23 protein-coding genes and 1 tRNA gene are annotated in these 20,519 nt (G+C 28.0%); 9 read left to right on the top strand and 15 right to left on the bottom strand.

Going from position 1 to position 20,519, the window contains the following annotated elements; all coding sequences use genetic code 11:
* The first annotated feature begins 30 nt into the window (after nucleotides 1-30).
* Both FPD38_RS02745 and FPD38_RS02740 read left to right on the top strand, forming a co-directional pair.
* Nucleotides 31-561 (top strand): thermonuclease family protein, encoded by a 531-nt coding sequence (locus FPD38_RS02745; RefSeq protein ID WP_187153087.1) that lies wholly within the window; start codon nucleotides 31-33, stop codon nucleotides 559-561.
* 1 nt (nucleotide 562) lies between these two features.
* Entirely contained in the window at nucleotides 563-757 is a 195-nt protein-coding gene (locus tag FPD38_RS02740) for a hypothetical protein (RefSeq protein WP_147555265.1), read from the top strand.
* Here the strand turns inward: FPD38_RS02740 and FPD38_RS02735 are convergent.
* The 7 genes from FPD38_RS02735 to abc-f are packed head-to-tail and all read right to left on the bottom strand — an operon-like array spanning nucleotide 725 to nucleotide 7,452.
* The gene (locus FPD38_RS02735; RefSeq protein ID WP_147555264.1) at nucleotides 725-1,291 is read right to left on the bottom strand and encodes a hypothetical protein; all 567 of its coding nucleotides are present in this window, start codon (nucleotides 1,289-1,291) and stop codon (nucleotides 725-727) included. The genes FPD38_RS02740 and FPD38_RS02735 overlap by 33 nt on opposite strands.
* Nucleotide 1,292: 1 nt before the next feature.
* Nucleotides 1,293-2,168 (bottom strand): tRNA 5-methoxyuridine(34)/uridine 5-oxyacetic acid(34) synthase CmoB, encoded by an 876-nt coding sequence (cmoB, locus tag FPD38_RS02730; RefSeq protein ID WP_147555263.1) that lies wholly within the window; start codon nucleotides 2,166-2,168, stop codon nucleotides 1,293-1,295.
* A gap of 36 nt (nucleotides 2,169-2,204) precedes the next feature.
* A complete protein-coding gene (locus FPD38_RS02725) occupies nucleotides 2,205-2,954 on the bottom strand; it encodes a flagellin (RefSeq protein WP_147555262.1) in 750 nt (249 codons plus the stop codon).
* Between the two features lie 28 nt (nucleotides 2,955-2,982).
* Nucleotides 2,983-3,453 carry a DUF4149 domain-containing protein gene (locus FPD38_RS02720; protein ID WP_147555261.1) on the bottom strand — a complete coding sequence of 157 codons (471 nt, stop codon included), beginning with the start codon at nucleotides 3,451-3,453 and terminating at the stop codon, nucleotides 2,983-2,985.
* Nucleotides 3,454-3,482: 29 nt separating this feature from the next.
* A complete protein-coding gene (locus FPD38_RS02715; RefSeq protein WP_187153088.1) occupies nucleotides 3,483-4,283 on the bottom strand; it encodes a HemK/PrmC family methyltransferase in 801 nt (266 codons plus the stop codon).
* Entirely contained in the window at nucleotides 4,283-5,470 is a 1,188-nt protein-coding gene (locus tag FPD38_RS02710; RefSeq protein ID WP_147555259.1) for a M48 family metallopeptidase, read from the bottom strand. The genes FPD38_RS02715 and FPD38_RS02710 overlap by 1 nt, the downstream gene beginning before the upstream one ends.
* A gap of 50 nt (nucleotides 5,471-5,520) precedes the next feature.
* The gene (abc-f, locus tag FPD38_RS02705; RefSeq protein ID WP_147555258.1) at nucleotides 5,521-7,452 is read right to left on the bottom strand and encodes a ribosomal protection-like ABC-F family protein; all 1,932 of its coding nucleotides are present in this window, start codon (nucleotides 7,450-7,452) and stop codon (nucleotides 5,521-5,523) included.
* A gap of 312 nt (nucleotides 7,453-7,764) precedes the next feature.
* Between abc-f and FPD38_RS02700 the strand changes: the two genes are divergently transcribed.
* Together FPD38_RS02700 and FPD38_RS02695 are read left to right on the top strand one after the other, a co-directional pair.
* On the top strand, nucleotides 7,765-8,652 hold the full coding sequence (locus FPD38_RS02700) for a metallophosphoesterase (RefSeq protein ID WP_187153086.1): 888 nt from the start codon (nucleotides 7,765-7,767) through the stop codon (nucleotides 8,650-8,652).
* Nucleotides 8,653-9,462: a phosphatidylserine decarboxylase gene (locus FPD38_RS02695; RefSeq protein ID WP_147555256.1), complete on the top strand. Its 810-nt coding sequence runs from the start codon at nucleotides 8,653-8,655 to the stop codon at nucleotides 9,460-9,462.
* Here the strand turns inward: FPD38_RS02695 and FPD38_RS02690 are convergent.
* The 7 genes from FPD38_RS02690 to FPD38_RS02660 are packed head-to-tail and all read right to left on the bottom strand — an operon-like array spanning nucleotide 9,437 to nucleotide 15,296.
* On the bottom strand, nucleotides 9,437-9,727 hold the full coding sequence (locus FPD38_RS02690; RefSeq protein WP_147555255.1) for a FlhB-like flagellar biosynthesis protein: 291 nt from the start codon (nucleotides 9,725-9,727) through the stop codon (nucleotides 9,437-9,439). The two genes, FPD38_RS02695 and FPD38_RS02690, sit on opposite strands and share 26 nt — an antisense overlap.
* Nucleotides 9,728-9,729: 2 nt before the next feature.
* Complete coding sequence (locus FPD38_RS02685) at nucleotides 9,730-11,757, bottom strand: flagellar hook-length control protein FliK (protein ID WP_147555254.1); 2,028 nt, start codon at nucleotides 11,755-11,757, stop codon at nucleotides 9,730-9,732.
* Nucleotides 11,747-12,943, bottom strand: coding sequence for an MFS transporter (locus FPD38_RS02680; RefSeq protein WP_147555253.1), 1,197 nt, complete (start codon nucleotides 12,941-12,943; stop codon nucleotides 11,747-11,749). Before FPD38_RS02680 ends, FPD38_RS02685 begins: the two co-directional genes overlap by 11 nt.
* On the bottom strand, nucleotides 12,937-13,425 hold the full coding sequence (locus tag FPD38_RS02675; RefSeq protein ID WP_147555252.1) for a hypothetical protein: 489 nt from the start codon (nucleotides 13,423-13,425) through the stop codon (nucleotides 12,937-12,939). The genes FPD38_RS02680 and FPD38_RS02675 overlap by 7 nt, the downstream gene beginning before the upstream one ends.
* Nucleotides 13,409-13,681, bottom strand: coding sequence for an AtpZ/AtpI family protein (locus FPD38_RS02670; RefSeq protein ID WP_147555251.1), 273 nt, complete (start codon nucleotides 13,679-13,681; stop codon nucleotides 13,409-13,411). The genes FPD38_RS02675 and FPD38_RS02670 overlap by 17 nt, the downstream gene beginning before the upstream one ends.
* Entirely contained in the window at nucleotides 13,678-14,955 is a 1,278-nt protein-coding gene (hemL, locus tag FPD38_RS02665; RefSeq protein WP_147555250.1) for a glutamate-1-semialdehyde 2,1-aminomutase, read from the bottom strand. Before hemL ends, FPD38_RS02670 begins: the two co-directional genes overlap by 4 nt.
* Nucleotides 14,955-15,296 carry a c-type cytochrome gene (locus tag FPD38_RS02660; protein ID WP_147555249.1) on the bottom strand — a complete coding sequence of 114 codons (342 nt, stop codon included), beginning with the start codon at nucleotides 15,294-15,296 and terminating at the stop codon, nucleotides 14,955-14,957. The genes hemL and FPD38_RS02660 overlap by 1 nt, the downstream gene beginning before the upstream one ends.
* An 81-nt stretch (nucleotides 15,297-15,377) precedes the next feature.
* Here FPD38_RS02660 and folD point away from each other — a divergent pair, with 81 nt between their 5' ends.
* From folD to FPD38_RS02635, 5 genes are all read left to right on the top strand, one after another.
* Nucleotides 15,378-16,226: a bifunctional methylenetetrahydrofolate dehydrogenase/methenyltetrahydrofolate cyclohydrolase FolD gene (folD, locus tag FPD38_RS02655; protein ID WP_147555248.1), complete on the top strand. Its 849-nt coding sequence runs from the start codon at nucleotides 15,378-15,380 to the stop codon at nucleotides 16,224-16,226.
* Nucleotides 16,223-17,071, top strand: a complete 849-nt coding sequence (lepB, locus tag FPD38_RS02650) for a signal peptidase I (RefSeq protein ID WP_147555247.1) — start codon at nucleotides 16,223-16,225, stop codon at nucleotides 17,069-17,071. The genes folD and lepB overlap by 4 nt, the downstream gene beginning before the upstream one ends.
* Before the next feature lie 161 nt (nucleotides 17,072-17,232).
* Nucleotides 17,233-18,399, top strand: coding sequence for a pyridoxal phosphate-dependent aminotransferase (locus tag FPD38_RS02645; protein WP_147555246.1), 1,167 nt, complete (start codon nucleotides 17,233-17,235; stop codon nucleotides 18,397-18,399).
* Between the two features lie 71 nt (nucleotides 18,400-18,470).
* Nucleotides 18,471-19,592, top strand: coding sequence for a tRNA guanosine(34) transglycosylase Tgt (tgt, locus tag FPD38_RS02640; RefSeq protein ID WP_147555245.1), 1,122 nt, complete (start codon nucleotides 18,471-18,473; stop codon nucleotides 19,590-19,592).
* Nucleotides 19,586-20,353 carry a CorA family divalent cation transporter gene (locus FPD38_RS02635; RefSeq protein WP_147555244.1) on the top strand — a complete coding sequence of 256 codons (768 nt, stop codon included), beginning with the start codon at nucleotides 19,586-19,588 and terminating at the stop codon, nucleotides 20,351-20,353. Before tgt ends, FPD38_RS02635 begins: the two co-directional genes overlap by 7 nt.
* Here FPD38_RS02635 and FPD38_RS02630 read toward each other — a convergent pair.
* Nucleotides 20,354-20,430: transfer RNA gene (locus FPD38_RS02630), tRNA-Arg, on the bottom strand.
* Nucleotides 20,431-20,519: the final 89 nt, after the last annotated feature.

Below are 20,519 nucleotides of genomic sequence, written 5' to 3'. Positions count from 1 at the left end.
TTTGGTATTATGACATATTTTAGGTGTAAAATGAGAATTTCAAAAACACAATTAAAACTTATATTGGATTTGGCAAAAGATCCTAGAAAAATTTTAATCATAGGCTTTTTGATTCTTTTTGCTTATGTGTTAAATTATGATCCAAATTCTTATGTAAATACAAAAGTGATTAGAGTGGTTGATGGTGATACCATTGAAGTTAAAATGAATGATAAAGAAGCTATTGTAAGATTATTTGGTATAGATGCACCAGAAAAAAATCAAGCTTATGGACAAATGTCAAAAAAATTTTTAAGCGCTATTGTTTTAAATAAAGATATAGTTTTGAATGTCAAAGATGAAGATAAATATGGTAGAATTTTAGCTATAGTTTATCTTAATGATAAAGATATTAATCAAGTTATGGTTGCAAATGGTTATGCTTGGGCGTATGAGCATTATAGTGATTTATATGTTAAAGATCAGCAATTAGCCCAAAGTGCTAAAAAAGGATTATGGGAAGAAAAAGATCCTATAGAGCCATATAAATGGCGCAAACAAATAAGATTTAATCAGGAATGATATGTTAAAAATAAGTTTATTAGTGGTGATTGGGTTGTTTTTAAGCGGATGTTTTGTCAATGAAAGAGGTATTTCAAATCGTTTTTATGATGATTGCAAAGAATACTATGATGCTAGTGGGACATATCATAAAGAATGTCCGCAAAATTGGGTTGATTTGCCATTAACCCCCGAGGCTTTTAAGGACGGCATTTAATTCTGCAGTTTGTGAAGCATCTTGTTGAGAATTTTCTTGAGCTTGTTGTGTATTGGTGTTTGAATTTACTTGGGTTTTTAGTTTGAAAATATGCTCTTCAGTGGTAATCACTTGAAATGAAGCATCAAAGATTTTAATTTCATTTACAAAACCTACTACCTTTACTTCCCTTTTTTTAGAATCATCGCTAAATAAAGCGCTTGCTTCAAGATTTAAAATATCTCCAACTTTTAAAGGTGCATAAAAAAAACTTCTTGAGCCTATTAAAACACTAAATTCTTTATTTATCGCAGCTTGTGCAATGTAGTTTGCAGCATTAAAAACAAAACCACTATGGACTAAACCAAGTTCATCTACAGCCATATCTCCAGTGGTAATTAATATACCTTTGGCAAAATTTTTTTCTATATGAGATATGCTCCCTGCTAGGTTGTTATTAATATTTGGACAAGTAATGAGCTCAGTTTTGATACGATTTAATTCTTCAGGATCTATTAATTCTTCTATATTAACTATACTCGTACTTTTTGCCATTTTAAACCTTTAATCTTACATAAACTCTTTTAGGTGCAGGATAGCCTTCGCAAGTTAAATTTGAATCTTTTTCATCTAAAAACTGATCTAAAGAGTAAGAATCAATCCATTGAGTTTTTCTTTGTTCTTCTAAATCTGTTTGTTTAGTAGCTAAAATTTCAAATTCACTAAAACCAGCTCTTTGACACCAATTTCTTAAACCTAATATCGACGGAATGAAAAAAATATTTGGTATTTTTGAGTAAGTTTTTTTAGGAATGAGTGCAATTTCTCTTTCATCTTCTATATACATAGTGTCTAAAAATACTATACCATTTTTGTTTAATGATTGTTTGAGTTGTTTAAGCATCATTACAGGATCACTTCTGTGATAAATCACTCCAAGACAAAAAATAACATCAAATTTTATAGGATAATTTGGCACATCAGCCACTCCTAATAATTCATATTTTATAGAGGTTTTTGCCAAAGAATTAATCAATAAAAATTGCAAAAAATATTTTATAGATGGATCAAAACCTATGATTTTAGCAGGATTAAATTCAAGCATTTTAAACATATAATAGCCGTTATTGCATCCAATATCTGCCACTATTTTGTTTTCAATGCAATGCATATATTCTTTTAAGATATTAAATTTTATAAAACTTCTCCATTCTGTGTCTATAAAAAGATCATTAATTCTAAAAGGTCCTTTACGCCAAGGTTTAAGTTCTATGGCTATATTTTTAATTTCTTCATTAAATTTTTCACCACAAAATATATCAAAACTATCGTTAATCTTTATTGTTGAGTTTGAAATTTTATGGTGTAAGTTTTGAATTTTTTGATAAAGCGGATGGATTTGAGCTTGTTTAAGTAAAATATTTTCTTGCATTTTTTACCGGATAAAAACTCCATTATGGAGTTTTTATTATTGGAGCAAACTTGCTATTTTTGTTTGTAAGACTACATTTGAGTGAGCATTAGCAAATAAGTATGCATTTTCCTTTAAATAATTTGCATTAAAATCATTTATATTTTTAGCTAAGTCGTTGTTTTGTAATTTACTCTCTGCCTCTTTTGTGTTGATACTAGTTTGCAAAGATGAATTGATATTAGAGTTGATCCCGTTGATTCCTGCACCTATATCTGCACGCAAACTTCCAACTTGATCAAGAAAATTACGAATTCCGCTTTGATCATCAAGATTTAAATTTGCAGTGCTTGGTTGGTTTAAATTTATGTTTTCAACACCAGATCCAACAACGAAATCCATGCTTTGGAAAACATTTTTTCCATTAAAAGTTGCACCTGCAAAGGCATCATTTATAGAATCAACTAATCTTGTAGCTTCAGTATTTAACATGCTTTTTTGTCTTTCATTTAAAGCAGCACTATTTGAACGCACCGAAAGCTCATTGAGTCTATCTGCTGTTGCTGAAATGTTATTGAGTGCTGAATCTGCAATTTGTAATACACCTATAGAATCATAAGCATTTAAAATACCTTGATCTATAGTGCTTGATTGACTTCTTAAAGAATCAGCTATTGCTAAATTTGCTCCATCAGTGCCATCAAGAGCACGGAGCGCTGCTATGTTTTCTAGAGCTTTTTCTTGATTTTTTTGAGCTTGACTTGCATATTGATTTGCTTGAATCGATCCTATATCATTTATTTTCATCTTTGACTCCTTTTAAAGACTTAAATTATTATACTATAGTTTTTTTAAAATTTAGGAAAAACAAAACAACTTGAGCAAACATAATGATTTTCATCACTATTTCGCTAGCTCCGTGAATTTTTATAAATTCTTGGGTTTGAGTTGCTTCTTCTCCTAAAGCTTGTGCTTGTAAAACATAAGCACTAAAGTAAAAAACAAAAAGCAAACTTAGTGCCAAAATGATTAAAGACAACATAAATTTAGAAAAATTTATTTTAAAAGTAAAATTTTTATCTTTAAAAGAAAATATTTCTATTAGCAAAGATAAAGCACTGATTGCAAGCAAAACATAACCAAATTGCACAAAAATATTTGTCATTAAAAGTCCACTTTGAAAATGACTTAAAACCCCTTCTCCTATGAATTTTTCAGGATAAAAAATGGTAGGAGCTAAAAAAGCACCAATGCTAATTTCTATACCAATTAAACTTGCAAGTAAAAATAAATATACGGCTTTCATACTAAAATTCTCCAAAATAAAATTATAATCTAACATTCTAAATTATATGCAACAAAAGTTCTATCAAAACCATTATAATCAGTAAAAAATTCGCACTTAAATTTATAAAAATTTAAAATTTGATTTAAAATTTCTTTTTGATCAAAACCAAATTCACAAGCTAAAATTTTACATTGTTTTTCTTTTGCAAAGATGATTATTTTTTCTAAAATTTCCCATCCTTTTTCTCCTCCATATAAGGCATTGTGTGGTTCATTTTTTACCCATTTATCTAAAGGATAGTCATTTTTAATATAAGGAGGATTAGAAAAGATAAAATCATAATTGTTTTTTAAATTTTGAAAATCACAAAGTTGAAAATCAATATTTTTTAAAACTTTATGATATTTTGCATTTGTAATAGCAAGCTCTAAAGCTAAAGGATTAATGTCGCAAGCTTGGATAAAAATATTTTGTAATTTTGCTAAAGTAATACTTAAAATTCCACTTCCAAAGCCAATTTCTAATATATTTTTAAAATTATTTGTATTTAAAATTTTTATACATTGTTCTAATAAAATTTCACTATCAAAACGAGGGATTAACACGCCTTTTTCAACAAAAAAATCCAAACCATAAAAATTTGTTTTTTTAAAAATATACTCAAAGGGTTCTCCATCTAAAAAACGATCAACAAAAGCAAAGAAAATACCTTCATCAATAAGAAAATCTGAATTTAAAAAAATCCAAGCTTTATCTTTTTGCAATAACTCACAAAGTATAAAAACAATATATTCTTTTTGAGAAGGATCTTTTTGGTAAGCTAGGTTTAAAGCTTTTTGAATTTGCATCATTGCAAAGCTTTAATTCTATCATCGATACTAGGGTGGCTTAGGTGAAAAAATGCATAAATTTTGCTTGTTTTAACAAAGGCTTTATTTTCTCTTGCCAAAGCTATTAAAGCATTTTTCATATCTTCTTTAGAGCTAAGCTTGGCTCCGTGTAAATCAGCATTAAATTCATTTTTTTGACTCATTTTGTTAATCAAAGGAGAGATAAAAAAGGTAAAAATATTTCCAAATATTAACAACAAAGCAAAAACTCCAGCATTTACGCCATCTAAATGACTTTGTTCATAAAATAAATTTGGCAAATGTGCAAAAATAAAAAATAAAGCAAAGAGCATCAAAGCACTTGCTATAAGCATTTTGATTAAATCTTTATGCACAAAATGTCCAAGTTCATGGCCTAAAACGGCTATGAGTTCATTTTCTTTTAAAGCTTTTAATAATGTATCAAACAATACCACTCTTTTGCTTTTAAACAAACCTCCAAAATAAGCATTTAATCTCTTATCTCTTTTGCTTGCATCAATAATATAAACTCCATTAGCGCTAAAACCACATTTTTGCATTAAATTTGTGATTTTTTCTAATAAATTTTCATCTTCTAATTTTGTCATTTTATTAAAAATAGGTGCGATTAGAGTAGGGTAGATTAGATTAATAACAATAATAATACTAAAGCTTAAAGCAAATGCAACAATCCACCAATAAGCTCCAAAAAATTCACAACAAAAAACTAAAGCATAAATAATCAAAAATCCAAAAATAAGCATCAAAACTAAAGATTTTAGACTATCTTTTATAAATAAGGCTAAAGTCATATTAGAAAAGCCGTGTTTTTTGTCTTTGACAAAACTTTCATAATATCCTAGTGGTAAATTTAAAACACTAAGGATAAGCAAAAATGAAAGTAAAAATAAAGTATTTTCTAAAGTAGAATTTTCATTAATCCAAAATTCTTTTAAATATAAAAATCCAAAATTTAGCCAAGCTATATTGATAATGAGATTATAAACATTTGAAAATATTTTATATTTTTCATTTTCTATGGCAATATCTGCAGCATTTTTATACTCATTTTCATCTAAAATTACAGCTTTTTGTTCTTTTTCTTTTTTAAGAAATTTAATTTGTTCATAAGAGATATAAAGTATAAAAATCGTATAAATACATAAAATAGCTATTAAAGTCATTATAAATCCTTTTGATATTTTTTATTTTTTACTAAATTTAAGTAAATGTTTTACAAGTTTTGAGTTTTTTCTAAAACATTAAAGTATTCTTCTTCTAAGATTGTTAATTCTTTCTCTAATGTATTTAGCTTTTCATATAAAACATTGATCCCTAATTCTTGATAGATTTTATGATCACTTAAAGCTAGTTTGGTTTCTTTAATTTCTTGCTCTAAAATGGCGATTTTATCAGGGTGTGAATTTAAAATTTCATTTTCTTTGTAGCTTAATTTTTTGCTTGTTTTTTCTTTGCTTTTGTTTTGAGTTTGATTTTGCTCCAAATTTTTAGAAAATTCTTTAAATTCTTGATATTCTTTTTGAATTTCTAAATACTCACTGTATGAAATTGCTTCTATATTTATAGTTGAATTTTCTTCAAATGCATAAAGTTTTGTGGCTATTTTATCTACAAAATATCTATCGTGTGAAACTAGTAAAATAGCTCCTTCAAAAGCAAGTAAGTATTCTTCTAAAATATTAATTGTAGCAATGTCTAAATCATTCGTAGGTTCATCTAAAATCAAAACATCATATTCTTGAGTAAAAAGTAAAGCTAGGGCGATTCTATTTTTTTCACCACCGCTTAAAACACTAACACTTTGATCTAAAAATTCTTTTGGAAATAAAAATTGTTTTAAATACCCATAAACATGCATATTTTTACCACGCACTTGGATATGATCGCCACCATTTGGACAAAAAATATCTAAAAGTTTTTTATCGGTATTTAGCAAACTTCTACTTTGATCAAAATAGCCTATTTTTACCTCGCCTCTTTTAATCTCGCCACTATCAAGTGGAATTTGATCTAGTAAAATTTTTAAAAAAGTAGATTTTCCACAGCCATTTTTTCCTACTATAGCTATGCGTTCACCTTGTAAAATTCGTGTATTAAAGTCTTTAAAAAGTGTTTTATTTGTGATAGTTTTGGTGATATTTTTAAGCTCAAAAAGCATTTTTTTGCGGTTTTGGCTTTGAGTTTGATTGAAATTTTTACTTGCTCTTTTTATTTCAAGCTCTAAGCGTTTAATGGCTCCTGGATTTTTTTTGGCTTCTTCACGCATTTTAAAAATTCGCTCTTTACGCCCTTCATTGCGTTTAAGTCTTGCTTTTACACCTCTTCTTAGCCATTCTTCTTCGCTTTTTAATTGTTTAAGTAAGGTTTCATGACTTTTAGCTAAAGATGCTAAAATAGCAGCTTTTTTCTCCAAATACTGCGTGTAAGCTCCCTCAAAAACACTTAGCTTACCTGCTTCTATTTCAACGCATTTTTGTGCTATAGCATCTATAAAATATCTATCATGAGAGATGAAAATCACGCACATTTTTGTAGCTTTTAATCTTTCTTCTAAAAAGCTACTCATATAAACATCTAAGTGATTGGTAGGTTCATCTAAAAGCAAAATATCAGGATTTTTTAAAAGCAAAGTACAAAGCCCTACGCGTCTAATCTCTCCCCCGCTTAAAGAGCAAAGTGGTCTATCTTTATAATCAAATAGGTTGAATTCTTCTAGTATTCTTTGAATTTTTTGATCTAAATTCCATGCGTCTTTAGAATCAATGAGTAAATTTAGCTCATCTATTTTTTTTAAATATTCTTTATTTTCTGGATCTTTTGCTAGTTTTTCATTGTATTTTTCAAATTCATTTAAAGCTTGGTAAATTTCTTCTAATTCTTTTTTAATAGCTTCAATCACGCTCAAAGAGCTTTCAAAGCTAACTTGCTGAGAGAGCATAGCTATGCTTGTGTTGTTTTGTCTTATGATTCTTCCACTATCTAGTTTTAATGTCCCCATCAAGGCTTTTAAAAAGCTTGATTTACCTTCTCCATTTTTACCAATGATGGCTATTTTTTCGCCTAAATTAGCGCTAAAATTTGCATTTTCTAAGATAATTTTTGTATTAAATTTTTTATTTGCATCGATTAAATCTATTAAAGCCAAAGATATTCCTGAAAATTTTTTGTGATTTTACTTTAAAAAGTATTAATTTTGCTTAAATAAAATTACACAATGAGAGTTGTTATATTTTTTGGTTTATTGATACTTTTTTTTGCATTAGCAAATTTTTATATTTACAAAAGATTTTTAAAAAGGATTGATTTTTTAAAGCCATATAAAAAATTTTTAATTTTTTTTATGTTTTTTATTTTTTGTATGCAAATGTTTTTTTTCATTAGTATGCGAGAAGACTTTCTAAGTGAAAAAATATATTATATACTTGCTGTTTTTCCAACCATTACTTGTTTTTTACTGATGTTTGCTGTCATTTTTGAATTAGGCACTTGGGCGTTTTTTAATGAAAAGACAAAAAAACAAGTTTTTAGCACTCAAAGAAGAAAATTTCTTAAGCTTATTTTTGATTCTTGGTTGATTATATTAAGCATAAGTATGATTTTCAAAGGTTTTGTCAATGCTGTTAGTGTGCCTAAGGTTAAAGAAATTGATTTAAAAATTGATAAGCTTAAAGAAAATTTAAATATAGTTTTGATTTCAGATGTGCATTTGGGAAAAAATTTAGGAGAGGAATTTTTAAAAGCTTTGATTGAAAAAATCAACGCCTTAAATGCTGATATGGTTATCATAGCTGGAGATTTAATCGATACAGACATTAGTAAAATACACTATTTAAAACTTTTGCAAAATTTTAAATCTAAATATGGCACTTTTTATGTGTATGGAAATCATGAGTATTACAATGGTATGGAAGAAATTAGTGCTAAATTAAAAAAAATACAAAATTTTAAAATTTTAGAAGATGAAGGTATAGAATTTGATAATTTTACACTTAGTGGGACTTTAGATCTTAGCGCTGAGCGTTTAGGATATAAAGCTAGTGATATTAATAAAGTAAAACAACATATTAATAATGAAAAATTTAACATACTCATCACCCATCAACCAAAATATGTAAAAACTTATGATGTAACTGGATTTGATTTAATTTTATCAGGACATACTCATGCTGGACAAATTTTTCCTTTTTCTTTGCTGGTTTTTTTAGAACAAGGTTTTGTTTATGGTTTGTATGAGCTTGGTAAGAATGCTTTATTATATGTAAGTAGTGGAGCTGGTTTTTGGGGTCCTGCTGTAAGGTTTTTAGCACCTAGTGAAATAGCTTTTTTAAAATTAAAAGGAGAATAAATGCCATTAAGCAATAATGTATCAAAAATTTTTGGGATGATAGCTGGATTTAAATTTCCAAAAATGATACAAAAAAATATCAATAAAGCTTATATCAATGCTTTTAATATAGATATGAGTGAATTTAAAAATTATGAAGAATATGAGAGTTTAAATGCTTTATTTACAAGAACTTTGCAAAATGAAAGAGTATTAGAAGATGATTTTATAAGTCCTTGTGATGGAAAAATTTTAGAACTTGGCTCTAGTTTTCAAAATGATTTAAAAGAAAATATTGCTCTTAGTATAAAAGGAACAAGTTATAGTATAGAAGGACTTTTAAAAGATTGTGCAACAAATTGTGAGTTAGAAAATGGTGCTGATTATGTAAATATTTATCTTTCTCCAAAAGATTACCATCATTATCATGCTCCATGTAATATGCAAATTTTGAGTGCTACTTATGTAAGCGGGGCTTTATTTAGCGTAAGTGAGGCTAAATTAGCAAAGATAGCAAATTTATATGTTAGAAATGAAAGAGTGATTGTAAAAGCTTTAATAGATAATCAATTTATACTTTGGATGGTTTTTGTTGGTGCGTTAAATGTAGGCAAAATGAAATTTGACTTTGATACTAGCATACAAACTAATGCTGCTAATTTTGATTTTACCCATACTTATGAAAATCTTTTTGTGCAAAAAGGACAAAAACTTGGAAATTTTGAACTTGGATCTACTATAGTTTTAATAGCACAAAAAGGAAAATTAAAATGGACAAAAAAAGCTTATGAAAGTGTCAAATTTGCTAAAAAGATGGCTGATTTTCTTTAGTAGTGCCTTCATTAGCTACTTTGTATAAAAATGCAAAGATTTCTGCTACGGCTTTATACATATTAGGCGGGATTTCATCACCTAGATCAAGTTTGCTTAAAACCTCTACTAAGTCTTTATCTTCTTTTATGGGTATGCCATTTTCTTTTGCTAAAGAAATGATTTTAGAAGCATTTTCACCTTTAGCGTTAGCTAAAATTTTCGGTGCATTTTGTTTTTCTTTGTTATAGCCTAGTGCAACTGCTTTTTTAATCTTTTTAGTCATATTTATGCTCTTGTATCAAAACCCATATTAAAATCATTGTATTCATCTTGATTTTGAAATTTACTTTTTGCTATATCACTGATGAAAAAATTGGAGCTTAAAAGTCCTACTTTAACTAAAGCTTTTTTTAGCTCATGTGCTCTTTCATATAGTTTTTTTCTAAATTCAAGATTTTCTATCATCATATTTATATCTATATATTTATCATTGCTTAAAGATAAAAACACATTAATTTTGCCTAATTTTTCAAATTCAAGATTAATTTGTGCATAAAATTTATCTTTTTTTCCGCGTTTAAATATTACATTAGATTTTTCCAAATCATCCCAAAAAAATGGTAAAAAAGTATGTATGCTATTGTTAGCTAGTGATAAAAGTTGATTAAATTCAAGTTGAGCTATAAGCCTATTGGTTTGATTTAAAATACTCTCATTGTCTAAATTTTTAGCTAAATTAGAAACTTGTAAAAGAGTAGATTTGATATCTTGTTGTAAATCTGTGCTTATTTGATTTGAGTCTTTTGGGGTGATTTTGTTTAATTCTTTAATGGAAAGTTCTAGTTTTTTTTCTATATTTTTAATATCATCTAAAGAATTTTTAGCTTCGTAATTTTTAGGATCTAAAGCTTTTAAAATTTCATTAAGTTTTTTACTTGTTTGGGTTAGTTCTTTACTAAGATTACTTAAAAGATCTTCTTGTAAATTTTGAGAAAAATTAAGATTTTTACTCACAGTTTGTTTAAAAATATCTTCAATATTAGCTTTAGTTTCATTTTTGCTTGTAAATGTATTATTAGTTTTATTGGTATTTTGTGTATCTAAAGGTTTTGAATCATTTTTTATATCTGAATTTTTTATATCTGTTTTAGTTTCATTTTTTGTGTGATTTTCTTCTTTTGTGTTATTTTTAATGTCTTTGGTTAAATGTTGTTCTTTATTTTCATTTTTAATATCGTTTTTGGATAAATCTTTATTTGTAGGTTTTTTAGATTCTTCTTTGGGATTATTTTGAATTTTATCTTCATTTTTAGCTTCATTAGGATTTTTATCATTTTGCGTGTGCTGATTTGTTAGATTATCTTTTTGTGGTTCTTTTTTAATGTCTTTTGTTTTTTGTGTTTGATTTTTGATATTATTTAAAAAATGGATTAATTCTTTGATATTTTGACTTAGTTCTTTTAAGATGTAAGTATTTTGAATTTTAATGTTTTCAGGCTTAGCTAGTTCTTTGTTCATCAAACCAAGATTTTTATTTAAATCTTTAATGAAATTATCTGCTAAATTTTGTATTTTTTCTTTGTTGATATTTTGAGAATTTTTACTCAAGTAATTTTTAAAATTTTCAATTTTATCAAATAGTTTAAATAGAGTTTTATAATTGGTATTTTCTAGCGATGTTTTATTATCTTGCTTGTGATTTTGCAGGATATGGATTAATTCTTTTAGTGTGCTTGTCGCATCTAAATTTTTAAGATCTAACTGAGCTATGTCTTGTTTTAAATTTTGATTACTTGTTGATTTTATGCTATTTAAAAGATTAAAAAAACTTTGAGGAAGGTTTTGTTCTTTCAAAGAATAATTTAATTTTGCTTCTAAAAATACTCCTGAATTTTTGACCAAAGAAGAAAGATTTTTTGGATTTGCTTCTTTAGCCGGTTTAATTAGTTCTTCTAAAATTTTTAAAAATTTTTCAAATTCAGAATTCTTGGAAAGTTCTGTTTGGAGTTTTTTTAATTCATTTGCAATATTGGGTGCAAAATTTAAATTTTTGTGATTTTTTAGTACTGCCAAACTAGGATCTTTTTGAGTTGTGATTTGATCTAAAAGTTTATTGAGTAATTCTTGTAGTTTTTGATCTACTTTGCTCACATAGTCTTTTGGAAGCTTAGCTTCAGTTTTAGAAAGAAAAGGATTTTTTAAAGCCTCATTTAAAGATGTTTTCTTGTCTAGTTTTTCTTTGTTTTCTTTATTTGCATCTTTTGTGCTTTCGTTTTTAGCAAATTGGTTTTGATTGATAATATTAGTTATCATCTAACATCACCATATTTCCAGGTTTTCTTTTGAATTTGGTAAAGTTTTTAAATTTAGGTTTATCAATGGCAAAGAGTATTAAAATTCCAAGTAAGCAAATATAAAAATATATAAACCCATAAGCCTCAAAATAATGCATCAAAGTCCCTAATATAACAGGTGCAAATAAAGCTCCACTAGAGTAGGTAAATAATACTGCTCTACCAAGCTCAACTCTTTTGCTAGGATTATCTAACATATCATTAGCTCTTGCAAGAGAAAGTGCATATAAGCAACACATTCCCATACCTAATAAAAATCCAAAAAGATATTTAAGATAGATATTTTGTCCAAAAAATAATATACAAATCATTGCACTTAAGGCCGTAAAAGCACATAAAATAATGGCAAATTTTCTACTGATTTTATCCGAAAGCGTGCCAATAAAAAGTTGAGAGATAAATCCTCCCAACATGGTGCAAAATATAAATACAGAAGCTTCTTTTGTTCCAAAACCTTGTATAAGCACAAATAATGAAGCCATTGAAAAAAATCCATTTAAAAGCATCCCTGCTATAAAACTTGTAGCTAAAGCCAGTGGAACGATATCAAAAATCTTAGGTATAGAAATTTTTGTTTTTTGAGGTAAAACAGGCTCTTTAATTTTAATTAAAAATAAAGGTATAGAAGCAAACATAATAAAACTAGCACTAAGTATAAAAATTGTATGACTTGGAAGATTAAATGATATTAATAAAATTCCAAAACCAGAAGAAGAATAAAACACAACTTCATAAAATGCTATAACTCTTGATCTTATAGCATTTTTTGCCTTTTCATTTAGCCATGATTCAATAACCATCAAAAGAGCATAATAACAAAATCCTAGTAGAAATCTTAAAACCATCCAAAAATATAAATTCGAATTTAAACTATGAAGCATGGTTGCTATGCCAAAGATAATAGCAAAAATCCCAAAAGATCTTATGTGGCCCACTTTTGATACGATTCTGTGAGCACTAATTGTGCTAACCATAGCCCCTAAAAAATAGCAACTTCCTATAAGTCCGATATAAAAATTACTAACATAATTTTGTTTGAGAATGATAGCTATGGAATTAACAGTTAATGCGCTTCCTATAAAAACAAAAATCATTCCTAAAAACAAAGCAGTTAGTGATTGTATAGTTCTTTTTGAGCTTAGCATTTTCTTATTAAAAAATTATAAATTAACACCGCCAAAGGCGTGATAAACATCGCACAAAACAAGGCAAAAATATCTAGTAAGCCTTGAAACTCTAAAGCTAAAAATCCTAAGATTAAAAATACATATGCTAAAAGCTTCAATATAGAAAAAAAAGCTAGTGCATGTTTAAAAATATTTTTAAATCTACTTTTTTCCAAATCGTCTTTTAAAGCTATAAATTTTACAATTTTAGGAAAAAAATGTATTTTTTTTACAAAAATTTGTAAAGGTTTTTGTGTAAATTGATATGTTTTTACATTTTTAAAAATAAATTTATTATAACTTATGAAAGAAAAAAAAATAATTAAATTTTGAGCCAAAAAGCCAAATTCAAAACTTATAAAAGTGCTTAAATTTGGATCCTTGTAACTTAACACTCCTGCTAGGAAAATTAAATTTAATCCTAGTAAAAGCAAGAATAAAATTTTAGGTTTTAGTATCATTTTTAAATTCTTTATAGCGGTTTTCTTCTTTAAATTCCTCATAGCTTTTAACTTGAGCCTTATAGGCTTTAAAGACATTTAAAATTGCTGCAGCCACTCCTATAAAAACTCCAATCCAAAAAAGCCAAGAAATTCCAAATGATTTTTTTAAAAAATAACCAATTCCAATACCGATTAAAACAGCCACAACTATAGAAATTCCAAGGCTTAACCCATCAGCTGCTTCTATGCTTTTGCGTATGATTTTTTTTCTCATAGGGCTTTAAAACTTTCATGTGCTGCTTGTATGGTTTTGTCTATGATTTTTTTATCCATACATTCGCAAATAAAACCTGTTTCAAATTGAGAAGGAGCAAGATAAATTCCTTTACTTAGCATTTGAGTATGAAATTTTGCAAACAATTTTGTATCAGATTTTAAAGCATCTTGGTAATTATAAACAGGGTTTTCACAAAAGAAAAATCCAAACATAGAACCTATGCTATTTACTTGCAAGGCAATACCATACTCATTAGCAGCTTCTTTAAAGCCTTGCATTAGTCTAGATCCTAATTTTTCTAAATTTTCATATAAATTTTCATAAGCTCTTGCTTTTTTAACATTTGCATATCCTGCTGCCATTGCCAAAGGATTTCCGCTTAAAGTTCCTGCTTGATATACTCCGCCTAATGGGCTTAATAAATCCATTATTTCAGCTCTTGCGGCAAAAGCAGCAGCAGGCATACCTCCGCCTATAACTTTGCCAAAAGTTACTATATCAGCTTTAATTTGATTTATACCAAAGGAGCCAAGATAAGAAGCTCTAAAACCACTCATCACTTCATCAAATATCAATAAAATTCCATATTGATCACAAATTTTTCTTAATTCTTGTAAAAATTCAATTTTAGCTGGAACTAAACCCATATTTCCTGCAATAGGCTCAATGATAATGCAAGCTATATTTGTATCTTTTTCTACTAAATTTTTAACACTATCAATATCATTATAAATTGCAACAAGAGTATTTTTAGCTACATCTTCTAAGACGCCAAGTGAGCTTGGGGTGTTAAAAGTAGCAGCTCCGCTTCCTGCACTTACCAATAATGAATCAGAATGTCCATGATAACATCCTTCAAATTTAATAATTTTATCTTTTTTAGTATAGCCCCTTGCAAGACGAATTGCACTCATAGTAGCTTCTGTACCGCTACTTACAAAACGGATTTTGTCTAAGTGATCCCAATCTTGTAAAATAAATTTTGCAAGTTTGGTTTCAGCTAGTGTTGGTGCTCCAAAGCTAGAGCCGTTTTTTAAAGCTTTTTTGCAAGCTTTTTCTATATCTTTGTCACAATGCCCAAAAAGCAAAGGACCCCAACTTTGAACATAATCAATATAAACATTATCTTCAATATCAGCAATATAAGCACCTTTGCCTTGTTTGATAAATAAAGGATTGGTTCCTACACTTGCAAAGGCACGAACAGGGGAATCAACTCCTCCTGCGATAAATTCACAAGCTTCTTCGAAAGCTTTTTTGTTATTTTTCATTATTTATCCTTTTTATTGTTTTGTATGTATATATAAAGTGATTTGATCTCATCTTCTGTGAGTGAATAAGTGGGCATAATGCTTTTTGAGCCTTGTTCTTGATTTAAGACATTTTTAAAATGAGTATAGTTTATATCTTGAATGCTTGGCACGATAAATGGAACCTTTTGTCCATTTTGAATGTAATATCCTAAAATTTGCTTTTGGCCATTTCCATGACACTTTGCACAGCTTATGCCTCTTGGATTTTGATAAAGGGATTCTTGGTATTCTTTAGGTGAGATAAAATCTTCTGCGAAAATATTTATCACAATTAAAAGCAAAATAAATATAAATTTCATTAAGCACCTTTAACAAAAAAGAAGTTTTGTTATGATACAATTTTTTAAGTTAAACAAAGCTATAAAAGTTTAAGGAAAAAAATGACACTTTTAGATGGTAAAAAATTAAGTAGTCAAATAAGAGAGAATTTAAAAGATGAGGTTTTGAAGCTTAAAAACAAAGGCATAGAACCTTGTTTGGCTGTGATTTTAGTCGGAGAAGATAGTGCAAGTGCTACTTATGTATCATCTAAGGCTAAAGCTTGTGAGCAATGTGGCATTAAATCGCTAGTTTATCGACTAGATACAAATACTACTCAAAATGAATTACTTGCTCTAATCAATACTTTAAACCACGATGATAGCGTGGATGGAATTTTAGTTCAACTTCCACTTCCTAAGCACATTAATAAAGATATCATTTTAGAAAGTATTAATTTTAATAAAGATGTTGATGGTTTTCATCCTTTTAATGTAGGAAATTTAAGCTTAAATTTAAAAGGAGGTTTTTTACCTTGCACTCCCTTGGGAATAATGAAAATTTTAGACTTTTATGATATTAAACTAAAAGGAGCTGATGTTGTAGTTATAGGCACTTCAAATATAGTTGGTCGTCCTATGGCTACAATGCTTTTAAATGCAGACGCTAGTGTGAGTATTTGTCATATTTATACCAAGGATTTAAAAGCTTATACAAAAAATGCAGACATTGTTATAGTGGCTGCAGGTTGTCCTAAGCTTATCAAAGAAGATATGATTAAAGAAGGTGCTGTAATTATAGATGTGGGTATAAATAGGGTAGATGGTAAAATAATAGGAGATGTTGATTTTGAAAATGTCAGTAAAAAAGCTAGTTTTATCACCCCTGTGCCTGGAGGGGTTGGACCAATGACTATAGCAATGCTTTTAGAAAATACAATAAAATCTGCTAAAAATAGGATACAACTATGAATTTTTTAAAGAAAATTTATAATTTTACTCAATCTTGGACTGGAACTTTGGTTGTAGTTTTATTAGTGATATTTTTTTTCATACAAGGCTTCACAATACCAACTGGATCCATGAAAAATACTTTACTTGTGGGGGATTTTTTATTTGTAAAGAAATTCTCTTATGGTATTCCAACTCCACATCTGCCTTGGATTGAAATTCCGCTATTGCCTGATTTTAATAAAAATGGACATTTAATTAGTTCAGAAGGACCAAAAAGAGGTGATATAGTTGTTTTTAGATATCCTAATGAGCCTAGAATTCATTATGTGAAAAGATGTGTTGCTAAAGGTGGTGATGAAGTTGTAGTGGCCAATAAAACCTTATATGTTCGCATGGTGGAAGGCGATGAATATATGAAAGATTTTTACCCAAATAAAACCAAAATCATTAATGGTAAGATATATGTGAAAGAGCCTTATGCTAAAAAAGGTATTCATTATGATAGTAGGGTAGATATTGAAAGTACATTTTTTAAATATTTACAACTAGGTCAATTTGCTATGAAGCCTATGTCTTTTAAAGAACTAGGACCCAATAATATCTATGGATATAATGCATATTATTTTAAAGTCCCTGAAAATGAATATTTCATGATGGGAGATAATCGCGATCATTCTAGTGATAGTAGATTTTGGGGAAGTGTTGAATATAAATATATTGTTGGACAACCTTGGTTTATTTATTTTTCTTGGGATGAGGATAAAAAAGTAAGATGGGAAAGAATAGGACGCTTGGTAAGTACTTTGGAAAATGATGATAAATATATCCATCATAACCAAAGCGATATGGATGCTTTAGAATGATTACCTAAAGAAACAAAATATTTTAGTGTAGAAAAAAATGTATAGTTTCTACACAAATTTTTAAAAATACTTCTTTATGAACTTCTTAATATATTTTTTTTAAGCTCCAAACTGTAACAATTACTAGGAAAAATTTAAAGACACATAAAAAAGGATAAAAAATGCTAAGTCAAAGATCTCAAAACCTTGGAGAATCTCTAACTTTAGTTATGACTGATATTGCTAAAAATTTAAAAGCAAATGGTGAAAAAGTGATTAGTTTTTCAGCAGGAGAGCCTGATTTTGACACTCCTAAGATTATAAAAGATGCAGCCATTAAAGCTATAGAAGATGGTTGTGGGGCTTATACACCTGTTATAGGCATTAAAGAAGTAATAGATGCTATTAAATATAAATTTAAAACAGACAATAATCTTGATTATAGTTCTAGTGAAATTATCACTAGCGTAGGTGCAAAACATTCTTTATTTAGTGCGATACAATGTTTAGTTGAAGAAGGTGATGAGGTGATTATCCCAAGTCCTTATTGGGTTAGTTACCCTGAAATGGTAAAATTTGCAGGTGGAGCCCCAGTATTTGTAGAGGGAGAAGCTAAAAATGGTTTTAAAATCACTCCAGAACAATTAAAAAATGCGATTACTCCAAAAACTAAAGTTTTGATGTTTAATTCTCCTTCAAACCCTACAGGATCTATATATTCGAAAGATGAAATTTCTGCATTAGCTAAGGTTTTAGAAGGAACTAAGATTGTTGTTTTGAGTGATGAAATTTATGAAAAATTAATATATGATGGAGAATTTTGTGCTTTTGCGCAAGTTAGTGAAGATGCCTTAAGTAGAACAGTAAGCATAAATGGGCTTAGTAAGTGTGGAGCTATGCCAGGATGGCGTTTTGGATATATGGCTAGTAAAATGGGTGATTTTAATACAGCGATTAAAAAACTTCAAGGCCAAAGTACTTCAAATATTTGTTCTATAGTTCAATATGCTGCTTTACCTGCTCTATTAGGAAAAGCAAATGAAGATATCGAAATAATGAAACAAGCATTTTTAAAACGTAGAGAATTAGCTTGTGAGATTTTATCTCAAAGCTCTAAATTAAAACTAGAGCAAATTCCTCAAGGGGCTTTTTATTTGTTTATTTCTTGTCAAGATGTAGATCAAGATTCTATGAGATTTTGCAAAAGATTACTAGAAGAAGAAAAAGTTGCTTTAGTTCCTGGTATGGGATTTGGTATGGAAGGATATTTTAGACTTTCATATGCTACTAATGAAAAAGATATCCAAGAAGGTTGTCAAAAAATTGTTGATTTTGTAAAAAGATATTAAACCACTTTAATAAAGACATTTTTTAATAAGCAAGCTTTTGATATAATTTTGTAAAAAATATAGGAATTTAAATGGAATTTAAAATTGAATATAAAAGTTCCAATGCAAGAGCTTGCTGTATTAAAACTTCTCATAGTGAAATTTTAACCCCTGTTTTTATGCCTGTTGGGACTTTAGCTGCTATTAAAAGTTTAGATGCAATTGATATGAGTGAAATTTTAGATGCAAAAATAATTCTAGCAAATACATATCATTTGTATTTAAGACCAGGTTCTAAGATTATTAAGCAAATGGGTGGCTTACATGGATTTAGTAAATTTAATAGATCTTTTTTAACAGATAGCGGAGGGTTTCAAGCTTTTTCTTTGAGTGCAAATTCTAAGCCTGATGAAGAAGGGATTAAATTCAAAAGCCATATTGATGGGAGTTTGCATTATTTTACTCCAAAAAGTGTTTTAGATGCTCAATATGATTTTAATTCAGATATTATGATGATTTTAGATGATTTGGTTGCTTTGCCTGCTTCTAAAGAGCGTATAGATCTTTCTTTAAAAAGAACTATAAAATGGGCAAAAGAAGCTATTGATTATCATAAATTTAAACAATCTCAAGGTATAGGTATAGAGCAAAATATTTTTGGCATTATACAAGGTGGTACAGATTTTGAAGCTAGAAAAATTTGTGCTCAAGCACTTTGCGAGATGAGCTTTGATGGCTTGGCTATTGGAGGTTTAAGTGTAGGTGAAGAAAATGAAGCTATGTATGATACGGTTGAAGCTATGATGCCTTATGTGGATGAGAATAGACCAAGATATTTAATGGGTGTTGGTACACCAGAAGATTTAGTAGAAAATGTTTCAAGAGGCGTGGATATGTTTGATTGTGTGATGCCAACTAGAAATGCAAGAAATGGAACATTATTTACCAGTTTTGGTAAATTTAACATCAAAAAAGCTGAATTTATTACTGATAATTTACCTATTGATCCAAAATGTTCTTGCTATACCTGCAAAAATTTTTCTAGAGCTTATTTAAATCATTTATTTAAAGCAAAAGAACTTACTTTTTTTAGACTTGCAAGTTTGCATAACTTGCATTATTATTTAGATTTAGCAAAACAAATGAGACAAGCTATAATAAAAGATGAATTTGAAAATTTTAAAAGAGAATTTTATAGGCAAAGAACATGCTAAATGAAGCTTTAAAACAATTTATTAATAGTATAAATATTTCCAATGCTTATTATGAATTTGAAGATAGCGATATTTTTATTCTTGATAATGAGGATTTTAAATATATTTTTGTTTTTGAAAATGAGCAAATTTACTCTTATAAAGATAGCGAAATGATTTTGTTTTCAAAAAATGATTTTATAGCTGTTTTGAAAAATGTTTTACAGGCTGAAAAAGATAAAATTAATTCTATTAATTTGTCTATAGAAAAGCGAGAAATGTTAATTTTAGAAAACAAAAGAGTCAAAAATTTTCTTGTAAAATATTTTATGTTAAAAGTTAAATTAGGAAAAAGCCATAATTTTGTTTCATCGATTTTAGAATCTTGTAAAATATGCTATAGTAAACAGCATTTTTTAAAAAAGAATTTGAAAACTATTCTTATAAATTTAGGTAATTTAGAGAGAAATATCAAAGAGAATATTGCGCGTCTTGAGAGTATATATACTTATATTAATACAGTAAGAAATGAAAAAATAAACAAAAATATATATTTTCTAAGTATTATGTCTGCTATTTTTTTACCTTTAAATTTAATTGTTGGTTTTTTTGGAATGAATACAAAAAATTTATTTTTATCCGAAAACGACTATGGGACTTACTATATTTTAGGTGTAATTTTAACGATATTTTTTATTTTGTTTTTGTGGTACCAATTTAAAGATAAAAAAGAATTAGATTTAGATGAATTTTCTACTAAAACTAGAAAAAATAAAAAGTAGTGGTACGCCCAAGAGGATTCGAACCTCTGACCTTTTGAACCGCAATCAAATGCTCTATCCAGCTGAGCTATGGGCGCAAAAAATAAAGAAGTGAAATTCTATCAAAAAAATCTTAAATTTAGCAAAAATAAAAACTTTAGAGAATTTTTATATTTTTATGCTAACC

The sequence above is a fragment of the Campylobacter volucris genome (assembly GCF_008011665.1).
Classification (GTDB): Bacteria; Campylobacterota; Campylobacteria; order Campylobacterales; family Campylobacteraceae; genus Campylobacter_D; species Campylobacter_D volucris_A.
This window is presented reverse-complemented; position numbering and strand designations above follow the sequence as displayed.